The organism is Actinospineispora spinosispora DSM 44797 (assembly GCF_000429025.1).
GTDB classification, from domain to species: domain Bacteria; phylum Actinomycetota; class Actinomycetes; order Mycobacteriales; family Pseudonocardiaceae; genus Pseudonocardia; species Pseudonocardia spinosispora.
Map to the genome: position 1 here is coordinate 117,061 of NZ_AUBB01000006.1, position 26,119 is coordinate 143,179.

The 26,119-nt window shown below is 70.7% G+C and carries 26 protein-coding genes; 4 read left to right on the forward strand and 22 right to left on the reverse strand.

The features are described 5' to 3' along the window. Positions 1-410: 410 nt before the first annotated feature. The 5 genes from G406_RS0100585 to metK form a co-directional block, all read right to left on the reverse strand. Positions 411-1,871: an RsmB/NOP family class I SAM-dependent RNA methyltransferase gene (locus G406_RS0100585; protein ID WP_051341253.1), complete on the reverse strand. Its 1,461-nt coding sequence runs from the start codon at positions 1,869-1,871 to the stop codon at positions 411-413. Then, complete coding sequence (gene fmt / locus G406_RS43870) at positions 1,868-2,851, reverse strand: methionyl-tRNA formyltransferase (protein WP_051341255.1); 984 nt, start codon at positions 2,849-2,851, stop codon at positions 1,868-1,870. Before fmt ends, G406_RS0100585 begins: the two co-directional genes overlap by 4 nt. Beyond that, complete coding sequence (gene def / locus G406_RS0100595) at positions 2,848-3,408, reverse strand: peptide deformylase (RefSeq protein WP_028932268.1); 561 nt, start codon at positions 3,406-3,408, stop codon at positions 2,848-2,850. The genes fmt and def overlap by 4 nt, the downstream gene beginning before the upstream one ends. A gap of 61 nt (positions 3,409-3,469) precedes the next feature. After that, positions 3,470-5,536: a primosomal protein N' gene (locus G406_RS43875; protein WP_051341256.1), complete on the reverse strand. Its 2,067-nt coding sequence runs from the start codon at positions 5,534-5,536 to the stop codon at positions 3,470-3,472. Between the two features lie 50 nt (positions 5,537-5,586). After that, on the reverse strand, positions 5,587-6,789 hold the full coding sequence (metK, locus tag G406_RS0100605) for a methionine adenosyltransferase (protein ID WP_028932269.1): 1,203 nt from the start codon (positions 6,787-6,789) through the stop codon (positions 5,587-5,589). Positions 6,790-7,014: 225 nt separating this feature from the next. On the opposite strand from metK, the gene G406_RS0100610 reads away from it, so the two are divergent. Then, positions 7,015-7,419 (forward strand): SH3 domain-containing protein, encoded by a 405-nt coding sequence (locus G406_RS0100610; protein ID WP_169736558.1) that lies wholly within the window; start codon positions 7,015-7,017, stop codon positions 7,417-7,419. 86 nt (positions 7,420-7,505) lie between these two features. Here G406_RS0100610 and coaBC read toward each other — a convergent pair whose 3' ends face one another. The 10 genes from coaBC to pyrR form a co-directional block, all read right to left on the reverse strand. Then, positions 7,506-8,732 (reverse strand): bifunctional phosphopantothenoylcysteine decarboxylase/phosphopantothenate--cysteine ligase CoaBC, encoded by a 1,227-nt coding sequence (coaBC, locus tag G406_RS0100615; RefSeq protein ID WP_028932271.1) that lies wholly within the window; start codon positions 8,730-8,732, stop codon positions 7,506-7,508. Between the two features lie 7 nt (positions 8,733-8,739). Further along, positions 8,740-9,018 (reverse strand): DNA-directed RNA polymerase subunit omega, encoded by a 279-nt coding sequence (gene rpoZ, locus G406_RS0100620; RefSeq protein WP_211241006.1) that lies wholly within the window; start codon positions 9,016-9,018, stop codon positions 8,740-8,742. Then, the gene (gene gmk, locus G406_RS43880; RefSeq protein WP_084215673.1) at positions 8,948-9,631 is read right to left on the reverse strand and encodes a guanylate kinase; all 684 of its coding nucleotides are present in this window, start codon (positions 9,629-9,631) and stop codon (positions 8,948-8,950) included. The genes rpoZ and gmk overlap by 71 nt, the downstream gene beginning before the upstream one ends. Beyond that, positions 9,628-9,945, reverse strand: a complete 318-nt coding sequence (mihF, locus tag G406_RS0100630; RefSeq protein ID WP_028932273.1) for an integration host factor, actinobacterial type — start codon at positions 9,943-9,945, stop codon at positions 9,628-9,630. Before mihF ends, gmk begins: the two co-directional genes overlap by 4 nt. A 297-nt stretch (positions 9,946-10,242) precedes the next feature. Further along, a complete protein-coding gene (pyrF, locus tag G406_RS0100635) occupies positions 10,243-11,067 on the reverse strand; it encodes an orotidine-5'-phosphate decarboxylase (RefSeq protein WP_028932274.1) in 825 nt (274 codons plus the stop codon). After that, the gene (gene carB, locus G406_RS0100640) at positions 11,064-14,393 is read right to left on the reverse strand and encodes a carbamoyl-phosphate synthase large subunit (RefSeq protein WP_028932275.1); all 3,330 of its coding nucleotides are present in this window, start codon (positions 14,391-14,393) and stop codon (positions 11,064-11,066) included. Before carB ends, pyrF begins: the two co-directional genes overlap by 4 nt. Beyond that, the gene (carA, locus tag G406_RS0100645; protein WP_028932276.1) at positions 14,393-15,517 is read right to left on the reverse strand and encodes a glutamine-hydrolyzing carbamoyl-phosphate synthase small subunit; all 1,125 of its coding nucleotides are present in this window, start codon (positions 15,515-15,517) and stop codon (positions 14,393-14,395) included. The genes carB and carA overlap by 1 nt, the downstream gene beginning before the upstream one ends. Further along, positions 15,514-16,812, reverse strand: a complete 1,299-nt coding sequence (locus tag G406_RS0100650; RefSeq protein ID WP_028932277.1) for a dihydroorotase — start codon at positions 16,810-16,812, stop codon at positions 15,514-15,516. Before G406_RS0100650 ends, carA begins: the two co-directional genes overlap by 4 nt. Further along, entirely contained in the window at positions 16,812-17,759 is a 948-nt protein-coding gene (locus tag G406_RS0100655) for an aspartate carbamoyltransferase catalytic subunit (RefSeq protein ID WP_028932278.1), read from the reverse strand. Before G406_RS0100655 ends, G406_RS0100650 begins: the two co-directional genes overlap by 1 nt. Further along, a complete protein-coding gene (gene pyrR / locus G406_RS0100660) occupies positions 17,756-18,382 on the reverse strand; it encodes a bifunctional pyr operon transcriptional regulator/uracil phosphoribosyltransferase PyrR (protein WP_028932279.1) in 627 nt (208 codons plus the stop codon). Before pyrR ends, G406_RS0100655 begins: the two co-directional genes overlap by 4 nt. A gap of 314 nt (positions 18,383-18,696) precedes the next feature. Here pyrR and bldD point away from each other — a divergent pair, with 314 nt between their 5' ends. Beyond that, positions 18,697-19,185, forward strand: a complete 489-nt coding sequence (bldD, locus tag G406_RS0100665) for a transcriptional regulator BldD (protein ID WP_028932280.1) — start codon at positions 18,697-18,699, stop codon at positions 19,183-19,185. Positions 19,186-19,250: 65 nt separating this feature from the next. Here the strand turns inward: bldD and nusB are convergent, their stop codons facing one another. From nusB to ppk2, 3 genes are read right to left on the reverse strand one after another with little or no spacing between them, the layout of a single operon-like run. Then, positions 19,251-19,733, reverse strand: a complete 483-nt coding sequence (gene nusB / locus G406_RS43885; protein ID WP_084215674.1) for a transcription antitermination factor NusB — start codon at positions 19,731-19,733, stop codon at positions 19,251-19,253. 53 nt (positions 19,734-19,786) lie between these two features. Continuing rightward, a complete protein-coding gene (locus G406_RS0100675; protein WP_028932281.1) occupies positions 19,787-20,887 on the reverse strand; it encodes a M24 family metallopeptidase in 1,101 nt (366 codons plus the stop codon). 9 nt (positions 20,888-20,896) lie between these two features. Continuing rightward, the gene (ppk2, locus tag G406_RS0100680; protein ID WP_028932282.1) at positions 20,897-21,712 is read right to left on the reverse strand and encodes a polyphosphate kinase 2; all 816 of its coding nucleotides are present in this window, start codon (positions 21,710-21,712) and stop codon (positions 20,897-20,899) included. A 69-nt stretch (positions 21,713-21,781) separates the two neighbouring features. Between ppk2 and G406_RS0100685 the strand changes: the two genes are divergently transcribed. Continuing rightward, positions 21,782-22,483 (forward strand): MBL fold metallo-hydrolase, encoded by a 702-nt coding sequence (locus tag G406_RS0100685; RefSeq protein WP_028932283.1) that lies wholly within the window; start codon positions 21,782-21,784, stop codon positions 22,481-22,483. 10 nt (positions 22,484-22,493) lie between these two features. On the opposite strand, the gene G406_RS0100690 is transcribed toward G406_RS0100685, so the two are convergent. After that, a complete protein-coding gene (locus G406_RS0100690) occupies positions 22,494-23,312 on the reverse strand; it encodes a class II aldolase/adducin family protein (RefSeq protein WP_156934617.1) in 819 nt (272 codons plus the stop codon). 89 nt (positions 23,313-23,401) lie between these two features. On the opposite strand from G406_RS0100690, the gene G406_RS0100695 reads away from it, so the two are divergent. After that, positions 23,402-24,010 carry a TetR/AcrR family transcriptional regulator gene (locus tag G406_RS0100695; RefSeq protein ID WP_028932285.1) on the forward strand — a complete coding sequence of 203 codons (609 nt, stop codon included), beginning with the start codon at positions 23,402-23,404 and terminating at the stop codon, positions 24,008-24,010. Positions 24,011-24,012: 2 nt separating this feature from the next. On the opposite strand, the gene aroQ is transcribed toward G406_RS0100695, so the two are convergent. From aroQ to G406_RS0100710, 3 genes are read right to left on the reverse strand one after another with little or no spacing between them, the layout of a single operon-like run. Continuing rightward, complete coding sequence (aroQ, locus tag G406_RS0100700) at positions 24,013-24,447, reverse strand: type II 3-dehydroquinate dehydratase (protein WP_028932286.1); 435 nt, start codon at positions 24,445-24,447, stop codon at positions 24,013-24,015. A gap of 4 nt (positions 24,448-24,451) precedes the next feature. Further along, on the reverse strand, positions 24,452-25,564 hold the full coding sequence (gene aroB, locus G406_RS0100705) for a 3-dehydroquinate synthase (protein WP_028932287.1): 1,113 nt from the start codon (positions 25,562-25,564) through the stop codon (positions 24,452-24,454). After that, the gene (locus G406_RS0100710) at positions 25,557-26,114 is read right to left on the reverse strand and encodes a shikimate kinase (RefSeq protein ID WP_037074573.1); all 558 of its coding nucleotides are present in this window, start codon (positions 26,112-26,114) and stop codon (positions 25,557-25,559) included. The genes aroB and G406_RS0100710 overlap by 8 nt, the downstream gene beginning before the upstream one ends. Between the last annotated feature and the right edge of the window lie 5 nt (positions 26,115-26,119).

Sequence of the window (26,119 nt, forward strand, 5' to 3'; positions counted from 1 at the left end):
CCGCAGGTTACGCCCGAGTGACCCCCCACCACCCCCCGAGCCCACCCCAAGCCGCGCTGGAGTGATAGTGCTCATACTTCTGGCCTGTTTCGCGCGCCAACGTTCCCGGAAGGCCCTTCGGGCCGACCGGGAACGTTCTCGGCGGCTCGCCTGACGGCTCGCTGCCTCGGGATTCTTTTCTTCGCGGACCCCTCCGGGGCCCACTCCGAAAAGAACGTCGCCTTCGGCGACGCGCGCGCTTGCTGCCGCGGCCTGGGAGCCGCCACTCATGCAGTACCCGCCTTCGGCGGAACCCCTTCGGGCGCCTTGCGGGGCCAGCCTTGAGACGTACCTCACTGCCTGGTCGGTGCCGGATGAGGTGGTTAGGTCGCGGACCGTCCCGCCGCCGCCCCTGCGGTTTCTGCCTCGGGTCAGGTTCTTCTCAGTAGGGCCAGGAACATTGCGTCTGTGCCGTGGCGGTGGGGCCAGAGCTGGACCGACGGGCCGTCGCCCAAGGCTGGCATGTCCTTCGGGAAGGACTCTCGGGTGTCCAGGCGCTCGAACTCCGGGTGTTTGCGCAGGACGCTGGCCAGCACCCCGTGGGTTTCGGCCACGTGTGGTGAGCAGGTGGCGTACGCGACGACGCCACCCACCCTGACGTGACGCAGCGCAGCCGTCAGCAGCTCGCGCTGCAGTGAGGTGAGACCTGCCACATCGGACGGTTCGCGGCGCCACCGTGCCTCCGGGCGACGGCGCAACGCGCCGAGGCCGGTGCACGGCACGTCCACCAGGACCCGGTCGAACTCGCCTTCCGGGACCGGCGCCGACCGGCCGTCACCCACGTGCACGGTGACCGGGAGACCTGCCGTCGCACGGCGCACCAGCTCGGCACGGTGCTCGGCGGGCTCCACCGCGTCCAGGGTGCCGCCGTCCAGCTCGACCAGCCCGGCCAGGATCGCGGCCTTGCCGCCGGGGCCCGCGCACAGGTCCAGCCACCGTCCGGTGTCCGGTCCGACCAGCGAGGCGTTCGCCAGACCGAGAGCGACCAGCTGGCTGCCCTCGTCCACGACGACCGCGAGACCTTCGGTCACCGCGTCGAGATCGCCGGGATCGCCCGACCCGGCGTCGAGGCGCACTCCGTACGGCGAGTACGGCGCTTCCTCCCCGCCGCTGGCCAGCGCCAGCTCCTCCGCGGTGATCACGCCTGGTCGGGCCATCAGGTGGACCGAGGGGCGTGCGTCGTCCGCGGCGAGCAGCTCGGCGATCTCATCGGACGAACCGGCGAGAGCGTCGACGAACGCCTGCGCGATCCAGACCGGGTGGGCGTGGGCGAACGCGAGGTGCCCGATCGGGTCGGTCTCCGCATCCGGCGCCAGCTGCGCCACCCACTCCGCCTCGGTGCGCTCCCCGACCTTGCGCAGGATCGCGTTGACGAAACCCGCCGACCGCGAACCAGCCCTTGCCCGCACCAGCTCCACCGTGGAGTCCACCGCCGCATGAGCGGGGACCCGCGTGCGCAGCAGCTGGTACGTGCCGAGCCGGAGCGCGTCCAGCAACAGCGACTCGATGTTGCTCAACGAGCGGGTGGCACACGCCGCGATCACCGAGTCGAGCAGACCCTTCGCCCGGCACGCGCCGTAGCCCAGCTCGGTCGCCAGCGCCGCGTCCCGACCGGACAGCCGGGCGCGGCGCAGGATCGAGGGCAGCGCGAGGTTCGCGTAGGCGTCCCGCTCCCGAACGGTCGTGAGCAGCTCCAACGCCGCCGCGCGAGCCGGATCAGCTGGCGGCGGGCCCTGCGGCCCGGTGCGACGGGGCGGCGGTCCGGCGTTGCGCGGCCGGGACGGCCGACGGGGGCGGGACGGTTTCCCGTCGGAACGTCGCGGAGCGGTCACCCGCGCACCTCATCGATCTGGTCCTCGGCCGGCTGCTTCACCGGTGACTCGAGCCGGTCGCCCGGCTCCGGACGGGCACCGCGGGCCCAGTCGGGCGCCGCCATGACCTTCTTCGCCGCCGGACGCACGGTGTCCAGCTGAACCGGGCCGGTTGCGGTACCCACCAGCACGCGTCGCTTCTCCACCCGCAGCTCGCCTGGGCTCAGGGTCGCGGCGCCGTCCGGCTCGACCGGGTGCACCGGTCCGAGCCCGAGCCGCTCACCTCGGAAGGTCGTCCAGGCCCCCGGCTCCGGCGTGACGGAACGCACCAGCCGATCGACGGCGACCGCGGTGGACCGCCAGTCGACCTCGGCGTCGGCCACCGTGACCTTCGGCGCGTAGGACACCCCGTCGACCGGCTGCGGAACCGCGCGCAGCGTGCCGTCCTCGATGCCGTCGAGCGCCGCCAGCAGCAGCTCGGAGCCGGACCGGGCGAGCCGGGCCAGCAGATCCCCCGAGGTGTCCCTGGGCCCGATCGACTCGGTGACCACGCCGAACACCGGTCCGGTGTCCATGCCCTTCTCCAGCTGGAACACGCTGGCTCCGGTGACCTCGTCACCGTGCCGCACGGCGGCCTGCACCGGTGCGGCGCCGCGCCACGCGGGCAGCACCGAGAAGTGCAGGTTGACCCAGCCCTTCGCCGGGACGTCGAGCAGCGGCTGCGGCAGCAGCGCGCCGTACGCGACGACGGGGCAGCAGTCGGGGCGGTACGCGGCGAGCGACTCGGCGAAGTCCGGAGCGGAGGGACGCGGCGGGCGCAGCACCGGGATGTCGTGCGCCGCGGCGAGCTCGGCGACCGGGGACGCGGCGAGCCGCCGCCCTCTGCCGGTCGGCGCGTCCGGCCGGGTCAGCACCGCGACGACCTCGTGCCGAGGCGAGTCGATCAACGCCAGCAGGGACGGGAGAGCCGGTTCTGGGGTACCGGCGAAGACGATTCTCACCGCAGCTTCCCGAACAACGGGTGCGGGCTGGTCTTGATCACCGGTTGGTTCGTGGACTCGGCCGGCTGGAACCACGAGGCGGACCGAATCTCGGCCATCGCCTGCTTGCGGAGCTCCGGGTCGAGCCGGTCGAGGAACAGGACGCCGTCGAGGTGGTCGGTCTCGTGCTGGATGCAGCGGGCCAGCAGCTCGCTGCCCTCGACCTGAACCGGTTCGCCGTGCATGGTCCAGCCGTTGGCGACCACGTGCAGGTGCCGGCGGCAGTTCCAGCGGAACCCGGGAATCGACAGACAGCCCTCCGGCCCCTCCTGGTACTCCTCCCCGACGAAGTCGAAGGTCGGGTTCACCAGGTGTCCCGCGAAGCCGTCACAGTGGTAGACGAAGACCCGCAGGCCCACACCGAGCTGCGGCGCCGCCAGACCCGCGCCACCCTCGTCGACCAGCGTGTCGTTCAGGTCGGCGACCAGCTTCCGCAGCTCGACGTCGAAGTCGGTCACCTCGGCGGCGCGGGTACGCAACACCGGATCACCGAACAGCCGGATCGGCTGAATCGCCATTACGCTCCTCTATTCAGGCTAGTGACTAGCGACCCGAATTCTAGTGGGTCGGCTCAGTGGTCTAGATCTCGTGTGGATCGACCTTGACCCGCACCGGCTCGGGCGCCTTGCGCGCACTGCGGGCGGCCTGGGCGGCGGTCAACGCGGCGGCCAGCGCACGCGCGTCGCCCCTCGGGACCCGTACCAACGCACGTTCCCGCTGTTCGCCCGCGGAGCCCGGTTCCAGCTCCACCGGGCCGAGGATCTCGGCGGAGTCGGGGAAACGGGCCGACGCCAGCACGTCCGCCACCGCGGTGGGGACACCGTCGATCGCGGCCATCCTCACCGAGGGCGGGAAGCCCAGCTCGGTGCGTGCCGCCAGCTCCGTCTCGGCGTGTCCCGCCGGGTCCCACCGAACCAGCGCCTGGACCACCGCCAGCTCAGGATCGGCCGCGACCATCACCCGGCCGCCCGCCTGGTGCGGTCTCGCCAGCGCCGCCGCCGCCATCCAGCGCCGCAGCGTCTCCTCCCCCACCCGGAGATCGGATCGGGACAGCAGTGCCCAACCGTCCAGCAGCAGGACCGCGCCGTAACCCGCACCGCCGGGGACGTCTTTCACCCAGGGTTCCGCACCGGGCGTCGCGACCACCAGCGCGGCGCTGTTCGGCACCGAAGTCCGCACGTTCGATCCGCCGCCCGAGCCGCGCACCGGGAACCCGGGGAAGGCGCGGCCCAGCTCCTCCGCCGTCCGGACCGCCCCGACCACCGTCGCCCGAGGCCTTCGCGAACCACACGCGGCACAACGGAACGCCGTGTCGGTCACCCCGCACCAGCGGCAGCTCGGCGCACCGGCCAGCTCCAGCCCGTCCGCACCGGCCCTCGGCAGACCCAGCGGTCCCGCACAGCGCCGGCACCGCGCCGGTTCGCGGCACTGCGCGCAGGCCAGACCCGGCACATAGCCGGAGCGTGGTACCTGCACGAGTACCGGTTCACCCCTGCCCAGCGCCGCGCGGGCCACGTCGAACGCGACCCTGGGCAGACGCGCCGCCCGCGCATTCGGGTCGTCGACCAGCTGCGCCTCGGTCTCGGCGACCGGCGTGATCCTGGGCGCGCTCGCCCGCAGCTCGGTGCGCTCCGCGACGACCTCGCGCGCCCACCCGGACTGCACCAGCAGCTGCGCCTCGCTCGTCCTGGCGAAGCCGGCGACCAGCAACGCGGCCCCGGTCGCGTGCGCCCGGTACATGAGCACGTCCCTGGCGTGCGGGTACGGCGCCCTCGGTTCGGCGTGCAGGTCATCGCCGTCGTCCCAGATGGCGAGCAGGCCCGGGTCGCTCAGCGGGGCGAACGCCGCCGCCCTCGTGCCGACGACGACCTTCACCGCGCCCCTGCGGATGGCCAGCCAGCTGCGGTACCGCTTCGCCGGACCCATGTCCGCGGACAGCTGCGCGACCAGCTCCTCGCCGACCGACGCGATGCACGCCTCGGCGACCCTGGTCAGGTCCCGCTGATCGGGCACCACGACCAACGCACCGCGACCGCCCGCGACCGCACTCGCCGCGGCCTCCGCGAGCCTGGACGGCCAGTCCTCCCCCGGCACCGCCTGCCAGACAGCGTGTGCCCGCCGTCCCTCGGTGACCGCGTCCAGCAACGCGGCACCATGTCGGTACCGGTTCCAGCCGTCCCGGCCGGGCGGTTCGACCGGCGCCGGAACCACCGCCTCCGGTACCGCTTCCGCCTCGGTCTTCGCGTGCCTCGGCGGCACCGCGAGCCGGACCACGTCGGCGAACGTGCCCGCATAGCGGTCCGCGACCGTGCGGCACAGCTCCACCAGCTCAGCGGACAGCACCGGTTCCGGCGACACGACCCGCTCCAGCCAGCCCAACCTGCCCTCGTGCTCCGAGCGGGCCAGCCGGGCGAGCAGCACACCGTCGACCAGGCGCCCGGAGAAGCGCACCCGCACCCGGACCCCCGGCTGTGCGTCCTGCGCCAGGGTCTCCGGCACGAGGTAGTCGAACGGGCGGTCCAGGTGTGTGAGCGGCGTGTCCACCGCGATCTGCGCGACCGGGAGCTCGGGCGCCTCGCGCCGCTCTCCCGGTCGCTTCGCCGTCGAGGCCGTCACGACGCCCCGGAGGTTCTGTACATAGGACACCGTCTACCAGACGGCCCGGACACCGACGTCCGGGACCGTCTGGTCGTCCGTCAGGCCCCGGCGGCCGACTTCAGCGCGTCGGCCCGGTCCACCGTCTCCCACGGCAGGTCCAGGTCGGTCCGGCCGAAGTGGCCGTACGCGGCGGTCGGCGCGTAGATCGGGCGCAGCAGGTCCATGTCCCGGATCAGCGCGGCCGGACGCAGGTCGAACACCTGGGTGATCGCGTTCTGAATCTTGCTCGGGTCGACGACCTCGGTGCCGAACGTCTCGACGAACAGCCCGACCGGCGCGGCCTTGCCGATCGCGTAGGCGACCTGGACCTCGGCGCGCTGCGCCAGCCCCGCCGCGACGACGTTCTTGGCCACCCAGCGCATCGCGTACGCGGCGGACCGGTCGACCTTCGACGGGTCCTTGCCGGAGAACGCGCCACCGCCGTGGCGGGCCATGCCGCCGTAGGTGTCCACGATGATCTTGCGGCCGGTCAGGCCGGCGTCGCCCATCGGGCCGCCGATGACGAAGCGGCCGGTCGGGTTGACCAGCAGCCGGGTGTCCGAGGTGTCCAGCTTGAGCGCGGCCAGCTCCGGCTCGACGACGTGGGTCTTGATGTCGCCGACCATCTGGCCGTCCAGGTCGACCTCCTCGGCGTGCTGGCTCGACACCACGACGGTGTCCAGCCGGACCGCCTGGTCGCCCGCGTACTCGATGGTGACCTGCGTCTTGCCGTCCGGGCGCAGGTAGTCGAGCAGACCGGACTTGCGGACCTCGGTGAGCCTGCGTGCCAGCCGGTGCGCCAGCGCGATCGGCAGCGGCATCAGCTCAGGGGTGTCCGTGCACGCGTAGCCGAACATCAGTCCCTGGTCCCCCGCACCCTGACGGGCGATCAGGTCCTCGGCTGCCTCGACCCTGGCCTCGTACGCCGTGTCGACGCCCTGGGCGATGTCGGCGGACTGGGCGCCGATCGCGACGTTGACGCCGCAGGAGTTGCCGTCGAAACCCTTGGCCGAGGAGTCGTACCCGATCTCCAGGATTCGCTCGCGGACCAGGCCCGGGATGTCCACGTACGCCGACGTGGTCACCTCACCCGCGACATGGACCTGACCTGTCGTGACCAGTGTCTCCACCGCCACCCGGCTGCGCGGGTCCGCCGCGAGCATCGCGTCCAGCACGGAGTCGCTGATCGCGTCGCACATCTTGTCCGGGTGACCCTCGGTCACCGACTCGCTGGTGAACAACCGCCGGCTGCCGCTCGTCACTCCACACCCCTCATCGCTTCGGTACCTGACTTGTCCCCGAACACTAGTCGACGCACCTGGGGCGGACCGTGTGAAGGACGGCGAATATCACATGTCCCCTGCTCACTACCAGCCCCAAATGAACACTCCCCCCGACGCTGCGTTACCCAATCCCGCTGGCGTCGTTGATGTGAGTGAATGCCGCACCCCAGCGACCGTTCCTTGAGAGAGGTAGAGGTAGGACCAATGCCCAAGCCACAACTGACAGGACGCCTCGCCGCGATGGTCGGCCTGAGCGCTGCACTCGCCACGGCGACCCTGGTTGCCGTCGCTGCTCCGGCATTCGCCGCGGACGCACGTCAGACCACCTGCTCCGAGCAGGTCCGTGTCCGTTCCCAGCCGAAGGCCGACGCCCCTGTCATCGGCAGCTGCAAGGCGGGCGAGAAGGTCACGGTCGACGAGTCGAAGGACGGCTTCACCCACCTGGTCAACAAGCAGGGCTGGGCGTCGAGTGAGTACGTCACCGGCGAGAAGAAGAAGGACGACGCCGACAGCGACAGCACCGACCCGAGTGACAAGAACGACTCGGACCGCCGCAACAACGACGATGACGACGACGATGGCGGCAGCGGCATCCTCGGCGGGCTCTGAGCCGACGCCGAGCCCCACAGCTTGATACCGCGCGGCCCGACCTACTCACTGAGTGGGTCGGGCCGCGGTGTTGTTTCCGAGGACTCTCAGCCGAGCCTGTGGGCGACCGCGTCCCAGAGCGAGGACGCGAGCAGTGCCTTGGAGCCGGGCGGCAGCTCGACCTCTCCGCCGTCCGCGCCCAGCAGCCATCCCGCGTTGTCCGGCTGCTCGAACGCCTTGCCGTCGCCGACCGCGTTGACCACCAGCAGGTCACATCCCTTGCGGGCGAGCTTGGCCCGGCCATGGTGCAGGACGTCGCCGTTCTCGTCGCCGGTCTCGGCCGCGAACCCGACGATCAACTGGCCCTCGGCGCGTTTGCCCACGAGCTCGACCAGGATGTCCGGGTTCGTCTCGAGGCTGAGGGTCGGCGGGCCCGAATCAGTCTTCTTGATCTTGTGCTGCACCATGTCCGCCGGCCGGAAGTCCGCGACCGCGGCGGCCATCACCACCACGTCAGCGCCCGCCGACTCGTGCACCATCGCTTCGCGCAGCTGTGCCGCGGTGCCGGTGTCGACCACCCGCACCGAAGCGGGCGGGAGAAGATCCTCCGATGTGTGCGCCCGGACCAACGTCACCTCGGCGCCCCGCTGCGCGGCCACCCTGGCCAGTGCGTACCCCTGTCGCCCCGATGACCGGTTGCCGAGGAACCGGACCGGGTCGAGCGGCTCGCGGGTCCCGCCGGCGGAGACCACGACCCTGCGGCCCACCAGATCCTGGGGCAGCGCATCGGGACGTTCCAGCAACAGGCGGGCGAACTCGGCGATCTCGGCGGGCTCGGGCAACCGACCCGGGCCGGTGTCCACGCCGGTCAACCGCCCGGACGCCGGTTCCATCACGACGATTCCGCGCGAGCGGAGCAACGCCACGTTGGCGACGGTCGCGGGATGCAGCCACATCTCGGTGTGCATCGCCGGAACCATCAGCACCGGACATCGAGCAGTCAGCAAGGTGGCCGTCAACAGGTCGTCGGCGCGCCCCTGAGCCGCCCGCGCCATCAGATCGGCGGTGGCGGGGGCGATCACGACGAGCTGGGCCTGCTGGCCCAGGCGAACATGCGCCACCTCGGGGATGTCTTCGAACACACCGGTGCGAACCGGCTGCCCGGACAACGCCTCGAACGTGGCGGCACCCACGAAGTTCAGAGCCGACTCGGTCGGGACGACCCGAACCTGGTGGCCGGTCTCGGTGAGTCGACGCAGTACCTCGCACGCCTTGTAGGCGGCGATACCGCCGGCGACACCGAGCACCACCCGGGGCGGACGGTGCTCGGCCACTAGCGCGTCACTCGCCTTCGGTGTGCTCGAGCAGCCCCTCGTGGATCTCGCGCATCGCGATGGACAGCGGCTTCTCCCGGGCGGTCGGCTCCACCAGCGGGCCGACGTACTCCAGCAGTCCCTCGCCGAGCTGCGAGTAGTAGTCGTTGATCTGTCGCGCACGCTTCGCCGCGTAGATCACCAACCCGTACTTGGAGCTCGCCTTGTCCAGCAGATCATCGATCGGCGGGTTGGTGATGCCCTCGGGCGCGCTGCGCACCGAGCTGTCGGTCAGCGGAATGCTCACTCAAAGACTCCTGCGGGGATTCGGCGGACCCATCCCCAACGGGGTGGCCCGCCAACAACGATACCAATTGCCGAACTGCCGACTCGATGTCGTCGTTCACGACAGTCACATCGAACTCGTCCTGGGCGGCCAGCTCCTCGCGCGCGGTACGCAACCGACGCTCGACGACCTCCGGTGACTCGGTGCCCCGGGAGGTCAGCCTGTCCACCAGATCGGACCAGCTGGGTGGTGTCAGGAAGACCATCAGTGCCTCGGGCCGAATCTCCTTCACCGCACGCGCCCCGGCGAGGTCGACCTCGACCAGAACCGGATCACCAGCGGCAAGATGTTCCTCGACCGGAGCCGCCGGAGTGCCCGAACGATGCAGACCGCGATGAATCTCGGCCCACTCGAGCAGCTCACCCGCGTCGATCATGCGGTCGAACTCGGCGGTACTGACGAAGTGGTAGTCCCGCCCGTCGACCTCACCCGCTCGGCGTTCCCTCGTCGTCGCGGAGACGCTGAAGAACAACCGGGGCAGGTTCGGCCGCAGCGCGGCCACCACCGTCGACTTACCGACGCCGGAGGGGCCGGCCAGAACAACCAGCCGGCCCCTCTCGGTCGGCTCGGTCACTCCGAGTCGAAGTCAGCCAGCAGCGCCTTGCGCTGCCGGTCACCGAGGCCGCGCAGCCGGCGGCTCGGTGCGATCTCGAGGCGCTCCATGATCTGCGCGGCGCGGACCTTACCCACGCCCGGCAGAGCCTCGAGCAACGCCGAGACCTTCATCTTGCCCAGAATCTCGTTCGAGTCGGACTGGTCGAGGACCTCCTTGAGGTTCGTCCCGCCGCGCTTCAAGCGGTCCTTGAGCTCTGCCCGAACCTTGCGAGCTGCCGCTGCCTTTTCGAGAGCGGCGGCCCGCTGTTCGTCGGTGAGCTGGGGAAGGGCCACGATCTCCTCCGTCATGTACAAGCTGATGTCGGCTTTTCCGAACGTACTCACCACCCGACACCCCTGCGCAACCGGGGGTAGGGGTGTGAGCAGCAGATTCTCTAGCGCTCTAGCTTTTTGGAGCTTTCTTCAGCCTGCACCGCGGGAGCCGACCCGACACTCACAGATCATGGGACGGCACACACCGCGCACCTTGTGGCCACACCGCGCTATGTGCACACCGCGCGGTGTGGACGCAAGGTGCGCGGTGTCGCCAATGTTGATCACCAGCCAGCGCCACTGCGCCCCCGACAACACCTACGCCTGCTCCAGCTCCTCCCGCAGCCGGACAGCGGCATCCCGCAGCGCACCGGCGTCGGGGCCGGCCGCCAGCAGAGACCGCGACACACTGGGCAGAACCAGCCCGGACAGCCCGCTGAAACGGCGAGCAACGTCGGCGGGCGTCGCTCCCTGGGCCCCGAGCCCGGGAGCCAGCACAGCCCCGTTCAGCGCCCCCAACGACAGCCCATGATCATGCGTTGCCCCGACCACCACACCGACGTCACCCAGAGGGGCGATCCCGGCGTTGACTGCCGAAGCCGCATCGATCATGGATTGAGCGACGGACCGCCCCTCCACGATGGCCTGCTGCACCGATCCGCCATCCGGGTTCGACGTCCGGGCCAGCACGAACAAGCCTCGCCCGGTCTTCGAGGCGACGTCGAGCGCCGGGCCGAGCGACCCGAACCCGAGGTACGGCGACACGGTGATCGCATCAGCGGCCAGCGGCGATCCGTCGGCGAGATAGGCATCGGCGTACCCGCCCATCGTGGAGCCGATGTCGCCCCGTTTGACGTCGAGCAACACGAGCGTCCCGCTGTCCCGAGCGTCGGCGAGCACCCGCTCCAGGACCGCTACTCCTGCCGAACCGTGCCGTTCGAAGAATGCCGACTGAGGCTTGATCGCCGCGACGTGACCGGCCAGCGCGGCGACCGCCGTCCTGGCGAACCGTTCCAGCCCCGAGACGTCGTCGGCCAGCCCCCAGGCGGCGAGCAGCGAGGTGTGCGGATCGATGCCCGCACACACGGGCCCGTGCGCGGCGACCGAGGCGGCCAGCCGCGCACCGAACCGTGTGACGCTCATCCTTCCGCGCCCGCGCGCGCCTTGCTCAGCGCCGCGTGCAGGTCCTGCAACGACCGGACCGTCAGCTCGCCCCTGGTGAGGGCCTCGATGCCCTGCACAGCGGCCGCCGCGGCCTGCACCGTCGTCAGGCACGGGATTCCCCTGGAGACCGCCGCGGTGCGGATCTCGTAGCCGTCGACGCGGGGGCCGGGGTTGCCGTACGGGGTGTTGATGATCAGATCGACCTCGCCGGCCAGGATCGCCTCGACGACGTTGTCCTTGCCCTCGAAGTGCTTGCGTACGACGGACACCGAGATGCCGTTGCGACGCAGGACGTCCGCGGTGCCCTCGGTGGCGAGGACCTCGAAGCCCAGGTCCGCGAGCCGTTTGACCGGGAAGATCATCGAACGCTTGTCGCGGTTGGCGACCGAGACGAACACCCGTCCGCCGGTCGGCAGCGAGCCGTAGGCCGCCGCCTGGGACTTGGCGAACGCGGTACCGAACGCGGTGTCGATACCCATGACCTCGCCGGTGGACTTCATCTCCGGGCCGAGCAGCGAGTCGACACCCTTGCCCTCGGGAGTACGGAACCGGTGGAACGGCAGGACAGCCTCCTTGACCGCGACCGGTCCCCCGTCGGGCAGCGTCGCGCCGTCGCCGTGTGCCGGCAGCATGCCCTCGGCGCGCAGCTCACCGATGGTCGCGCCGAGCATGATCCGCGCGGCCGCCTTCGCCAGCGGCGCGGCGGTCGCCTTGGACACGAACGGCACGGTGCGACTGGCCCTCGGGTTGGCCTCCAGCACGTACAGCGTCTCGCCGTGCAACGCGTACTGCACGTTCAGCAGGCCGCGCACGCCGATGCCGTGCGCGATCGCCGCCGTGCTGGCCCGGACGGCCTCCAGGTCGCTGCGGCCCAGCGTGATCGGCGGCAGGGTGCACGCCGAGTCGCCCGAGTGCACCCCGGCCTCCTCGATGTGTTCCATGACGCCGCCCAGGTAGACGTCGTCGCCGTCGCACAGCGCGTCGACGTCGATCTCGATCGCGTCGTCGAGGAAGCGGTCGACCAGTACCGGGTGCTCCGGGCTGACCTCGGTGGCCCGCTGGATGTATCCCTCCAGCGTCGACTCGTCGTAGACGATCTCCATGCCGCGTCCGCCCAGCACGTAGGACGGCCGGACGAGCACCGGGTAGCCGATCTCGTCGGCGATCTTGCGGGCCTCCTCGAACGAGGTGGCGGTGCCGTAGCGCGGCGCCGGCAGACCGGCACGCTCCAGCACGGCGCCGAACGCGCCCCGGTCCTCGGCGAGGTTGATCGCCTCGGGTGAGGTCCCGACCACCGGGACTCCGGCGTCGGCGAGCCGCTGCGCGAGACCCAGCGGGGTCTGGCCACCGAGCTGCACGACCACTCCGACGACCCCGGGGCCACCCTCGCCGGACGCCTGCTCGGCGTGCACGACCTCCAGGACGTCCTCGAAGGTCAGCGGCTCGAAGTACAGCCGGTCCGCGGTGTCGTAGTCGGTGGACACCGTCTCCGGGTTGCAGTTGACCATGACGGTCTCGTAGCCGGCCTCGCGCAGCGCCATGACGGCGTGCACACACGAGTAGTCGAACTCGATGCCCTGGCCGATGCGGTTCGGCCCGGAACCGAGGATCAGCACCTTCGGCCGCTCGGTCTGCGGCGCGATCTCGGACTCCGCGGAGGGGTCGGTCTCGTAGGCGCTGTAGTGGTACGGCGTCTTGGCCGCGAACTCGGCGGCACACGTGTCGACCGTCTTGTACACCGGCCGGATGCCCAGCCGGTGGCGCAGCAGCCGGACACCGTCCTCGCCGGCCAGCTCGGGGCGCAGCACGGCGACCTGGCGGTCGGACAGCCCGGACCGCTTGGCCCGGTGCAGCAGCTCGCCGTCCAGGACCGGGGCGTCGAGGATCTCGGAACGCAGTTCCAGCGCCGCGCCGATCTGGTCGACGAACCACGGGTCGATGCCGCTGCGCTTCGCCACCTGCTCGACCGTGGCGCCCAGCCGCAGCGCCCGTTCCACCGCGTAGATGCGGCCGTCCGTCGGGACCGCCACCTCGTCCAGGGTCGACTCCAGGGTCGCGCCCTCGGGGTCGGGGCGGGTCCAGAAGCCGCCCTCCTTGGTCTCCATCGAGCGCAGTGCCTTGCCCAGCGCCTCGCTGAAGCTGCGGCCCATCGCCATCGCTTCCCCGACGCTCTTCATGGTGGTCGTGAGCGTGGGATCGGCGCCGGGGAACTTCTCGAACGCGAACCGGGGCACCTTGACGACCACGTAGTCGAGCGCGGGCTCGAAGCTCGCCGGGGTCTCGCCGGTGATGTCGTTGCGGATCTCGTCGAGCGTGTAGCCGACCGCGAGCTTCGTGGCGATCTTGGCGATCGGGAAGCCGGTCGCCTTGGACGCCAGCGCGGAGGACCGCGACACCCGGGGGTTCATCTCGATGACGACGAGCCGCCCGGTCTCCGGGTGCACCGCGAACTGGATGTTGCAGCCGCCGGTGTCCACCCCGACCTCGCGCAGCACCTGGATGCCGACGTCGCGCATGTGCTGGTACTCGCGGTCGGTCAGCGTCATCGCGGGCGCCACGGTGATCGAGTCACCGGTGTGCACGCCCATCGCGTCGAGGTTCTCGATCGAACAGATGACGACCACGTTGTCGTTGCGGTCGCGCATCAGCTCGAGCTCGTACTCCTTCCAGCCCAGTACACTCTCCTCGACCAGGATCTCGGTCACCGGCGAGGCGTCCAGACCGATGCTGCCGAGTCGTTCCAGGTCGTCCTCGGTGTAGGCGAGCCCGGAGCCGAGGCCACCCATCGTGAAGGACGGGCGCAGCACGACCGGCAGGCCGAGCTTGCCCACGGCGGCGCGCACCTCGTCCATCGAGTGGCAGACCTCGCTGCGCGGCACGTCACCGCCGATGCCGAGCACGATGTCCTTGAACTTGAGCCGGTCCTCACCGCGCTGGATCGCGTCGATGTCCGCGCCGATCAGCTCGACGCCGTACCGTTCGAGCACACCCTGCTCGTGCAGCGAGACCGCGATGTTCAGCGCGGTCTGGCCACCCAGGGTGGCCAGGATCGCGTCCGGCCGCTCAGCCTCGATCACCTTGGTGACGAACTCGGGTGTGATCGGCTCGATGTAGGTGGCGTCGGCGAACTCCGGGTCGGTCATGATCGTGGCCGGGTTGGAGTTCACCAGGCTGACCCGTATGCCCTCCTCGGCCAGCACCCGGCAGGCCTGGGTGCCCGAGTAGTCGAACTCGCACGCCTGCCCGATCACGATCGGCCCCGAGCCGATCACCATCACGTGCCGTAGGTCGTCCCGGCGTGGCATCAGCGGGCTCCCGTCATCAGGTCTACGAACTGGTCGAACAGCGGCGCGGCGTCGTGCGGGCCGGCTGCCGCCTCCGGGTGGTACTGCACGCTGAACGCGGGCACCTCGAGCGCACGGACGCCCTCGACGGTGTCGTCGTTGGGGCAGCTGTGACTCACCACGGCGCGGCCGAACGGCGAGTCGAACTCCGCCCCCGGCTCGCCTTCCAGCGCGAACCCGTGGTTCTGCGCGGTGATCGCCACTCGGCCGGTGGCGTGGTCGATCACCGGGATGTTGATGCCCCGGTGGCCGTAGCGCATCTTGTAGGTACCGAGGCCCAGAGCGCGGCCCAGGATCTGGTTGCCGAAGCAGATGCCGAACAGCGGCAGCTTGCGGTCCAGCACCTCGCGGGCCAGCGCGACGGCTGTGTCGGCGGTGGCCGGGTCGCCCGGTCCGTTCGACAGGAACACCCCGTCCGCGCCGATCTCCAGAATCTCGTCCAGGGTCGCGGTGGACGGCAGGACATGGGTCTCGATGCCGCGCGCGGCCATCATCCTGGGGGTGTTCGACTTGATCCCGAGGTCCGGCGCGGCCACGGTCAGCCGCTTGCCCCCCACTGCCGGGACCACGTAGCGCGTGTCGGTGGACACCTCGCCGGTCAGGTCGGCGCCCTCCATCGACGGGCTCTGCCGGACCTTGGCCAGCAGCTCCTCGGTCCCGGCCAGTGCGTCACCGGAGAACACCCCGGCGCGCATGGCGCCGCGCTCGCGCAGGTGCCGCACGGCCGCGCGAGTGTCGATGCCGGCGATGCCAACGACGCCCTGGGTCTCGAGCTGGCCTTCCAGCGAGCCTTCGGACCGCCAGTTCGACGGCGTCCGCGCCGGTTCACGCACCGCGTAGCCGGCCACCCAGATGCGCGCCGACTCGTTGTCCTCGGAGTTCCACCCGGTGTTGCCGATCTGCGGCGCGGTCTGCACGACGATCTGCCTGCGGTAGGACGGATCGGTCAGCGTCTCCTGGTACCCGGTCATGCCGGTGCTGAACACGGCCTCGCCGAACGTGGCGCCGCGCGCCCCGAAGGCGGCGCCGGTGAACACCCGGCCGTCCTCGAGTACCAGCACCGCGCTGTCGCGTCGATTGCTCATTTCCGTATGTCTCCATCCCGCGCGGTGATCCGCCCACGCAGCACCGTGGCCACGACCTGGGCGGGCAGTCGCATGCCTTCGTACGGGGTGTTGCTGGCCAGGCTCGCCAACCGGGCGCCCCGGACCGTCCACTGCGCGTCCGGGTCGACCAGGGTCAGCGTCGCCGGCTCGCCGACCTCGATCGGCCTGCCCTGGTCGGGCAACCCGGCGATCTCGGCCGGCCTCTCGGACAGCACCCTGGCGACCCCGCGCCAGTCGAGCAAGCCGGGCTCCACCATCGTGTGCACCACGACCGAGAGCGCCGTCTGCAGACCCAGCATCCCGGGCTTGGCCGCCGACCACTCGCAGTCCTTGACCTGGGTGGGATGCGGTGCGTGGTCGGTGGCGACGCAGTCGATGACACCTTCGGCGAGCGCCGTGCGCATCGCCGAGGTGTCCGATCCGGTACGCAGCGGCGGGTTGACCTTGTTGACCGGGTCGTAGCTGGTCAGCAGCGCGTCGGTGAGCAGCAGATGGTGCGGCGTCACCTCGGCGCTGACCTGGACACCGGCGTCCTTCGCGGCACGCAGGACGTCGACCGTGCGCGACGACGAGACGTGGCAGACGTGCAGCCGCGCGCCCGCCTCCCTGGCCAGTGCGCAGTCCCTGGCCACGATCGTCTCCTCGGCGGTGGCCGGCCAGCCGGCCAGCCCCAGCCGAGCCGCGACGACACCCTCGTGCGCCTGCGCGCCGTCGGTGAGCCGGGGGTCCTCCGCGTGCTGCGCGATCACCACGTCCAGCGCGGTCGCGTACTCCAGCGCCCTGCGCATCAGCAGCGGGTCGTGCACACACCGTCCGTCGTCGGAGAACATCCGCACGCCGGCGGGCGAGTTCGCCATCGTGCCGAGCTCGGCCAGCCGCTCACCCTCCAGGCCGACGGTCACCGCGCCGACCGGGTGCACGTCGACCAGGCCGACCTCGACACCTCTGCGGTGCACGTGCTCGACGATCACCGCGTTGTCGGCGACCGGGTCGGTGTTGGGCATCGCGAAGACGGCGGTGAACCCGCCCAACGCGGCGGCGGCCGAGCCGCTCTCCACGGTCTCGGCGTCCTCGCCACCGGGCTCGCGCAGGTGGGTGTGCAGGTCGACGAGGCCGGGCAGCACGACGAAGCCGTCGCCGTCGATCACCTCGGCACCCTCGGGTACGTCGAGACCGGGGCCGATCTCGCGGATCACCTCGTCGGCGAGCACCAGGTCGACAGGGTCGCCCTCGCCGTACGGCCGGGCACCCTTGATGAACACCACGTCAGTCATCACACAGCCTCCGGGGCACCGGCCAGTAGGTGGTACAGCACTGCCATCCGCACGTGCACGCCGTTGCGGACCTGCGCCAGCACCGCGGCGCGCGGTGAGTCGGCGACGGCGGGCGCGATCTCCATGCCGCGCACCATCGGTCCGGGGTGCAGTACGACCGAACGTTCCGGCAGCAACGCGAGCCGACGTTCGGACAGGCCGTAGCCGATGGCGTACTCGCGCGCCGACGGGAAGAACCCGCCGCGCATGCGCTCGGCCTGGACCCGCAGCATCATCACCGCGTCCAGGCTGGGCAGCTCGGCGTCCAGGTCGTGGCCGACCCGGCACGGCCAGTCGGTGACGCCGACCGGAAGCAGTGTCGGCGGCGCGATCAGCACCACCTCGGCCCCCAGCGTCGCCAGCAGCAGGACGTTGGACCGGGCGACGCGGCTGTGGGTGATGTCACCCACGATCCCGATGCGCCGGCCGGCGATCGACCCGAGCCGCTCGCGCAGGGTGGCCGCGTCCAGCAGCGCCTGGGTGGGGTGCTCGTGGGTGCCGTCGCCCGCGTTGATCACGACCGGGCCGTTGCCCTCCAGCGCGGTCTTCGGCCCCCAGGCGGCAAGCCGGTGCGGGGCGCCGGATGCCGGGTGGCGGATGATCACGCAGTCCGCGCCGGCGGCGGCCAGCGTGGCGGCGGTGTCGCGCAACGACTCGCCCTTGGACACCGACGAGCCCTTGGCGCTGACGTTGATCACATCCGCGCTCATCCACTTGCCGGCGATCTCGAAGGAGACCCTCGTGCGGGTGGAGTCCTCGTAGAACAGCGTGATGACCGTCCGACCACGCAGCGTCGGCAGCTTACGGACCTCGCGGCCGAGCAGCGCTTGCTTGAGTCGATCAGCGGTGTCCAGCAGCGAGGTCGCGGTCGCGGCGTCGAGATCGGCCGTGGACAGCAGGTGCCTCATGAATCCTCACCCTCGGCCTGCGCCGGGTGGGTCGGCTCGCCCGCCTTCCGCAGCAGGACCGCGTCGCGGCCGTCGACCTCGGACAGCAGCACCGCGACCCCTTCGTTGCGGGAGGTCGGCACGTTCTTGCCGACGTAGTCCGCGCGGATCGGCAGCTCACGGTGGCCCCGGTCGACCAGGACGGCGAGCTGCACCGAACGCGGGCGTCCCTCGTCGCGCAGCGCGTCCAGCGCGGCGCGCACGGTGCGGCCGGAGAAGAGCACGTCGTCGACGAGGACCACGAGCTTCTCGTCGACACCGCCCTCGGGAATGGAGGTCGGCTCCAGCGAACGGGCGGGGCGTCGCCGCAGGTCGTCGCGGTACAGGGTGGCGTCGAGCGCACCGATTCCGGGAGCGGCGCCGGCGAACTCGGCGATCGCGGCACCGAGACGGCGGGCCAGCGGGGCGCCTCGCGTGGGTAGTCCGAGCAGCACGACCTGGTCGGCGTGTTCAGGTTCGAACGCCGTCTTCTCGATGATCTGATGTGCAATGCGCGCGATCGTGCGGGCCACATCGGACGCGCTGAGCAACTCGGTGCCAGCGGTACCCGGGGACCCGCCACGCGCGCGCCGGGGGGCGGCCACGTGGAGCTCCTCTCCTTCCCCGCCTCACTGGACGGGCCTTAAAGGACTGTCTCACCCAGGCCACCGACCCTGAGAATCAGCTGTCGGGACCTGCGCCTGATGACCTGACGTTACCAGGGGCGGCCACCCGATCGAGCACCCCGGGGGCCCGTTCGATCAACCGTCCGGGTGGACTCCGGGCCATCCCAGCTGCCCCTCGGGGCACCAACTTGACCCAGTGACTGCGGGGAGCGCATGATTACTCTGCGTATTGATCACTCGGGTCCCGGCCGTCCTGCGGCCAGCCGGGGCGCAATGAAACGGAGATTCGCCACATGGGCGACTACGCCAAGGCGCTGGGTTCCAAGCTCCGCGCCATCCGACAGCAACAGGGCTTGTCGCTGCACGGCGTCGAACAGAAGTCCGGAGGCCGCTGGAAGGCCGTGGTCGTCGGTTCTTACGAGCGCGGCGACCGTGCGGTGACCGTGCAGAAGCTGGCCGAGCTGGCCGACTTCTACGGCGTACCGGTTGCCGAGCTGCTTCCGGAGGGCCGGGTCCCTTCCGGCGCGGAGCCTGCCACCAAGATCGTCATCAACCTGGAGCGCCTGCAGCAGCTGCCGGCGGACAAGGTGGGACCTCTCGCCAGGTACGCGGCGGCCATCCAGAGCCAGCGCGGCGACTACAACGGCAAGGTGCTGTCCATCCGCACCGAGGACCTGCGGTCGCTCGCGATCATCTACGACATGACGCCCGGTGAGCTCACCGAGCAGCTCGTCGACTGGGGTGTACTGCCCCCGGAGGCCCGCCCGGTACGGGAGGACTAGCCGGATGTCGTGTCGCGGACGGCTCGACCGCCCGCGACACGGCATCCGCGGTCTCGCCGGAGGGTCTAGTCCTCCGGGACGTCCGAGGTGTCCAGCGCCTCGGCGGGCACCCGGATCGGAGTGCGCGGGGCCAGGCCGGGACGTAGGTGACCGGCGACGTCGGCGATGCGGCCGAGGACACCGTTGACGAAGCGCGGCGAGTCGTCGGTCGACAGAGTTCTTGCCAGCTCGACCGCCTCGGTGATCGCCACCGGGTCGTCGATCTCCTCGACCCACAGCAGCTCGAACATCCCGATCCGCAGCAGCGTGCGGTCGACGGCCGGCATCCGGGCCACCGACCATCCCTCGGAGTGCTCGGTGAGCAGCTGGTCGATTCGCTCGCGTCGCTCGGTGACGCCCTCGACCAGCAGCGCGGCGTAGTCCGACACCGGTGGCGCGTCGTTCGTCACCTGCCGCTGCTTGAGCACCACCAACGGGTCCTCGCCGCGCGCCTCCGCCTCGAACAGGATGTCCAGCGCTCGCTTGCGGGCCTTCGTACGCGCCCTCACCGGTACATCTCCTCCAAGAAAGTCACGCGAATCATCGTGCCGGACGGCTCGGGTCAGACGAGCTCCCGAAGCTCCTTACCGGTCAGGGTGAGCAGCTCGGCGCCCTCGGGGCGAACCACGAGCGTGTCCTCGATGCGGACGCCGCCCCGCCCGGCGAGATAGACACCGGGCTCGACGGTCACCGCCATTCCTGCGGATAGGGTACCGGCGCCGGTCGCGGCCAACGCCGGTGCCTCGTGAATCTCCAGCCCGACGCCGTGGCCGAGCCCGTGCGGGAACTCGGGTCCGCGTCCGGCGTCGGCGATGACCGTGCGCGCGGCGCCGTCCACCGCCGACAGCTCGACGCCGACGCCCAACGCCTCCCGGCCCGCGGCCTGTGCTCGTGCCACCAGCTCGTACAGCTCGCGCTGCCAGTCGGCGGCCCTGCCGAGCACGACGGTGCGGGTCATGTCGGAGTGGTAGCCGTCGCGCAGTGCGCCGAAGTCCATCTTGACCAGGTCACCCTGGGCCAGCACGGCGTCGGTCGGCTGGTGGTGGGGAATCGCCGAGTGCGCCCCGGCCGCGACGATCGTGTCGAACGACGGGCCCTGCGCGCCGTGCTCGCGCATGCGTTGTTCCAGCTCGAACGCCACCTGCCGCTCGGTCCGCCCGGGACGGAGACCACCCGTGTCGATCAGGTCGGCCAGCGCGGCGTCCGCCGAGGTGCAGGCCGCGCGCAGCAGCTCGATCTCGGTGTCGTCCTTCACCGCGCGGAGCCGCTGTGGCAGGCCGGGGGCTCTGACCAGCGTCACACCGTCCGCGACCTCCCCGAGCGCGGCGTGCGCGTCGACCGTCACGTGGCCCGACTCGAAACCCAGCCGACGGACACCGTCGTGGCCAGCTGCCGTCACGAGGGCCCGGTCGCAGGAGCGTTCGATGACCCGACCCAGGTCAGGGACCTCACTCGCGGCTTGCTCGGTGTACCGGCCGTCGGTGGCCAGCCTGGTCCGCCGTTCGTCGCCGATCGTGTCCTCGGCGTGCACCACCAGTGCGGCGTTCGAGCCGCTGAAGCCGCTCAGGTATCGGACGTTGACCAGATCGGTGATCAGCAGCGCATCCAGCTCGGCGGCGCGCAACAGCTCACGCAGCGCCTCCCGACGTCCCGGCGTAGTCATCCGTTCACTTTAGGAGTCGATGAGCGACTGCGCGTGATCCGGAACGGAGGTGAACATCTCCCGGGGAGGGCGCCGGTAACCGCGCGACGGCGGGCGGTGCGGCAGGACCAGCTTCGGCGGGTCCACGTGCACGTAGGGCACGGTCGAGAGCAGGTGCGCGATCATGTTGATCCGGGCCTTGCGCTTGTCCTCGGCCTCCACCACCGACCACGGCGCCTCCTCGGTGTCGGTGCGGGCGAACATCTCGTCCTTGGCCTGGGAGTAGTCCTCCCACCTGGTCAGCGACTCGAGGTCCATCGGCGACAGCTTCCAGCGCCGCATCGGGTCCTGGAGCCGGGACTCGAACCGACGCTGCTGCTCCTCGTCGCTCACCGAGAACCAGTACTTGCGCAGCAGGATGCCGTCCTGCACGAGCAGCCGCTCGAACACCGGGGTCTGGTGCAGGAACCGCGCGTACTCCTCGGGCGTGCAGAACCCCATCACACGTTCGACGCCGGCGCGGTTGTACCAGCTGCGGTCCAGCAGGACGATCTCACCGGCGGCGGGCAGGTGCTCGATGTAGCGCTGGAAGTACCACTGCGTCTTCTGTCGGTCGGTCGGCGCGGGCAGCGCGACGATCCGGCAGATGCGAGGGTTGAGGAACTCCGAGACGCGCTTGATCGCGCCGCCCTTGCCGGCCGCGTCACGGCCCTCGAAGACCACCACGAGACGCGCGCCAGTGGTCCGTACCCATTCCTGCATCTCGACGAGCTGCCCCTGCAGCCGGAAGAGCTCCTTCTCGTACAGCTTCTTCGGCATGCGTTGCTCTTGATCCGCCTTGCTCATGCCGATCAGCTCACCATGGACCGGCCCTCGCCACCACGGCATTCGACTCAAAGAGATAGCGTCGCGGGCATGAGTGTGTACTTCCGGCAGCTGCTTTCCGGGCGGGACTTCGCGGTCGGCGACGCCGTCGCCACCCAGATGGTCAACTTCTCCTATCTGATCGGCGACACCGAGAGCCGCGAGGCGGTCGTCGTCGACCCGGCCTACGCGCCGTCGGAGCTGGTCGACGTCCTCGCGGCCGACGACATGCGGCTCACCGGTGTGCTGGTCACCCACCATCACCCGGACCACGTGGGTGGCGACCTGATGGGCCACGCGCTGGGTGGCCTCGCCGAGCTGCTCGGCCGGACGCCGGTCCCGGTGCACGTCAACCGGCACGAGGCCGAGTGGGTCCGCCGCACGACCGGCGTCTCGGCCGACGACCTCACGCCACACGACCACGACGACGAGGTGCTCGTCGGCGCTGTGCCGATCAGGTTGCTGCACACCCCCGGTCACACTCCGGGCAGCCAGTGCTTCCTGGTGGACGGCAAGCTCGTCGCGGGCGACACGCTCTTCCTCCAGGGCTGCGGTCGCACCGACTTCCCCGGCGGTGATCCCGACGCCATGTACAGCAGCCTGCGCAAGCTGGCCGAACTCACCGGCGACCCGATCGTCCACCCCGGCCACCAGTACACCGACGCCCCGAAGGCGACCCTGTCGGAGGTCCGCCGCACGAACGTGGTCTACCGGGCCGACACCCTGGACCAGTTCCGCTCCCTCTTCGGCTGACCAGGTCGAACTAGTCGAACAGGTCCGGGTCGCTCAGGACTATCTGGTCCCAGAGGGGGCGGGCCGAGAACCAGCCGGACTCGTGGGTTCCCGTCTGGTCCCTCACCTGCAGGGCCGTTTCCCTGTCGATCAGCTTCGGGGTGCCCGCCGCCATCGCCAGGAGCTGGGCCTGGCAGGAGCGTTCCATCGTGATGAACCACCACACCGTCTCCGCGACGGACTCGCCGACCGTGAGCAGGCCGTGGTTCTGCAGGATGACGGCCTTGTACTGGCCGAGCGCCTTGCCGATCCGGCGGCCTTCCTCCAGATCGTTCACCACGCCGTGGAACTCGTTGTAGAGGCCGTGGTCCTCGAAGAACGCACACGAGTCCTGGGTGATCGGGTCGAGCTTGATCCCGAGCGTGGCGAACGCCTTGCCGTACAGCGAGTGCGAGTGGGCGGCCGCGAGCGCGTCGGGGCGGGCCTTGTGCACCTGGGAATGGATGCAGAACGCGGCCTGGTTCACCGGCCGGTTGCCGTGCAGGATCGTGCCGTGATGGTCGACGAGCAGCAGGTCGGAGGCCTTGATCTGGTTGAAGCTCATGCCGAACGGATTGACCCAGAACCACTCCGGGTTCTCCGGGTCGCGCACCGTGATGTGGCCCGCGACGCCCTCGGAGAAACCGAACCGGCCGAACAACCGGAACCCCGCCGCGAGCTGCTCCTTGCGGTACTGGCGCTCCTCGGCGATCGAGTCGAACTCCGGCGGCTTCGGCGTCTCGAGTTCACCGGGCGATGGTCCGAGGAGGCTGTCGAGCGAGGTCCGTGGGGTGTTCAGCGTCTCGGTCATGAGCTACCTCCACTAAAGGGATACAGCTATGTATCGGATACAGTCCTGTACTGTAAGCCGGACCACAGCGCCGGTCAATGGAGTCAGCGATGCCCAAGGGTGTGACCAGACGACGCCCGCAGACCCGCGCGCGACTGCTCGAGTCGGCGCTCGCGGCGTTCGCCGAGCTGGGCTTCCACGCCACGTCGATCGAGGAGATCTGCGACCGCGCCGGCTACACCCGGGGCGCGTTCTACTCCAACTTCGCCAGCAAGGACGAGCTGTTCTTCGCGCTGTTCGACGAGAACGCGGAGAAGGTGCTGGAACGTTTCGAACGGGCCGCCACCGAGATCGACCCGTCGGCGACCTGGCAGCAGCAGATCGCCACGGTGCTCGCCGCCGCCGGCCCCGGCGACCGCAACTGGTACCTGACCAGCATGGAGTTCAGCCTGCACGCGATCCGCGACCCGAGGGCCGCCGCGATACTGGCCGAGCACGACGCCAAGCTGCGGGCCGCGCTGACCGGCATCGTGGCCGGCATCTTCGATCGCTTCGGCTTGGCACTGACGATCGACCCTGACCTGTTCGCGCGCCTGGTGGTGGCGATCCGCGAGGGCGGTCGCGCCCAGAGCTACGTCGAGCCGGACCGCCTCGGCCTCGGTGAGCTGGAACGGCTGTTCCTGCCCATGGTGCTCGAGGCGGTCTCGACGACCGACTGACCTCAGGCCGTGTGCTGCTCGGCGATCCAGCGCAGCGCCAGGCCGTACCCGGCGATGCCGAGCCCGACGATCGTCCCGGTGGCCACGGCACTCAGGTAGCTGTGGTGGCGGAACTCCTCGCGCTGGTGCACGTTACTGATGTGCACCTCGACCAGCGGCGCGGTCAGTGACGCGCAGGCATCGCGCACGGCGATCGAGTAGTGCGTCCACGCCCCCGCGTTCAGCACGACCGGTGTCGAGGTGTCGGCGGCGGCGTGCAGCCAGCCGAGCATCTCCCCCTCGTGGTCGGTCTGCCGGACCTCGACCGCCAGACCGAGCTCGGCGCCGTCGCGCACACACATCTCGGCGAGCTGGGCGTGCGTCGTCGCGCCGTAGATCGTCGGCTCGCGGGTGCCGAGCCTGCCCAGGTTCGGGCCGTTGAGCACGAGGACCGGGATCGGCTCAGACACCGGTGCTCCCGCAGGTCGCGGCGTAGGCCGTGGCCAGCAGCTCGGGATCGGGGCCTTCGAGCCTGCCGGGCTTGGCCAGGCCGTCCAGCACGACGAACCGCAGCAGGCCCGCCTTGGCCTTCTTGTCCAGCTTCATCGACTCGGTCAGCTCCGCGAGCGCACCGGGTTCGTAGCTGACCGGCAGCCCGATGGACCTCAGGATCTCGCGGTGCCGATCGGCCGTCGCGTCGTCCAGCCGGCCCGCCGCGCGGCCCAGCTCGGCGGCGAACACGAGTCCGACGCTCACCGCGTCGCCGTGGCGCCAGCGGTACTCCTCGCGCCGCTCGATCGCGTGGCCGAGGGTGTGCCCGTAGTTGAGGATCTCGCGCAGGTCCGACTCACGCAGATCGGCCGCGACGACATCCGCCTTGAACTGGATGGCCCGCCCGATCAGCTCGGGCAGTACCTCGCCCTCGGGATCGAGCGCCGCCGCCGGGTCGGCCTCGATGAGATCGAGGATCACCGGGTCGGCGAGGAATCCCGCCTTGACGATCTCCGCCATGCCGGGGCGCAGCTCGTGAGCGGGCAGCGTGCGCAGGGTGTCCAGGTCGATGAGGACGGCGGCCGGCTCGTGGAACGCACCCACCATGTTCTTGCCCGCCGCCGTGTTGATCCCGGTCTTGCCGCCGACCGCGGCATCGACCATGGCCAGCAGGGTGGTCGGGATCTGGACCACCCGGACGCCGCGCATCCAGGTGGCCGCAACGAACCCGGCGAGGTCGGTGACGGCACCACCGCCGAAGCCGAGCACCGCGTCGCCCCTGGTCAGCCCGACCTTGCCGCACACCTCCCAGCAGAAGCCGGTGACGCCGAGAGTCTTGCCGTCCTCCGCGTCCGGGACCTCGGCGCGGTGGGCGTCGACACCTGCCGAGGCCAGCACCGCCCGCAGCTGCTCGGCGCGCTCCGCGAGCACCGGCTGGTGGACCAGCACCGCCGTCGCCACACCCTTGAGCGCGGCGCTCAGCGCGGCGGACAGCTCGGGCCCGTCGAGTCCCCTTCCGATCATCACCGGGTAGGGCCGCTCGGTGCGCACCTCGATGGTCGTGCCGCTCGTCGAGTCAGCCATTGGTCACCTGCTCCTCCGACCCCGCGCGACCGGACAACGTCTGCTCAGCCGCCAGAACCTCCGCGAGGACCTCCTCGGGCGAGCGGCCGCTGGTCATCACGACGGCCCCGGACACCGCCTGGTACACCGGGCGGCGTTCCTCCAGCAGCTGCCGTAGGTGCGCACGGGGGTTCGGCATCAGCCACGGGTGCAGCGGGATGAGCCCTTCGCGCCTGAGCAGGTTGTCCAGGTCCACGTCCAGGAACACCACCGGGTGGCCGGCGAGCAGCTCGGCCGCACCGGGGGCCATCGGCGTGCCACCGCCGAGGGCGAGCACGCCGTCGTAGCCGGTCAGCAGCGAGCGCAGCTCCTCGACCTCGAGCTCCTGGAACCGCTCCCGGCCCAGCTCGACGACCAGGTCGCCGGCGCCGAGGCCGTGTGCCTTCTCCAGCACGTCGTCGAGGTCGAGGAACTCACGTTCCAGCTTCTCGGCCGCGCGCCTGCCCACGGTGCTCTTACCCGATCCCGGCGGGCCGACCAGGATCAGTGCCGGTCTGTTCACGTCTGCCACCGACG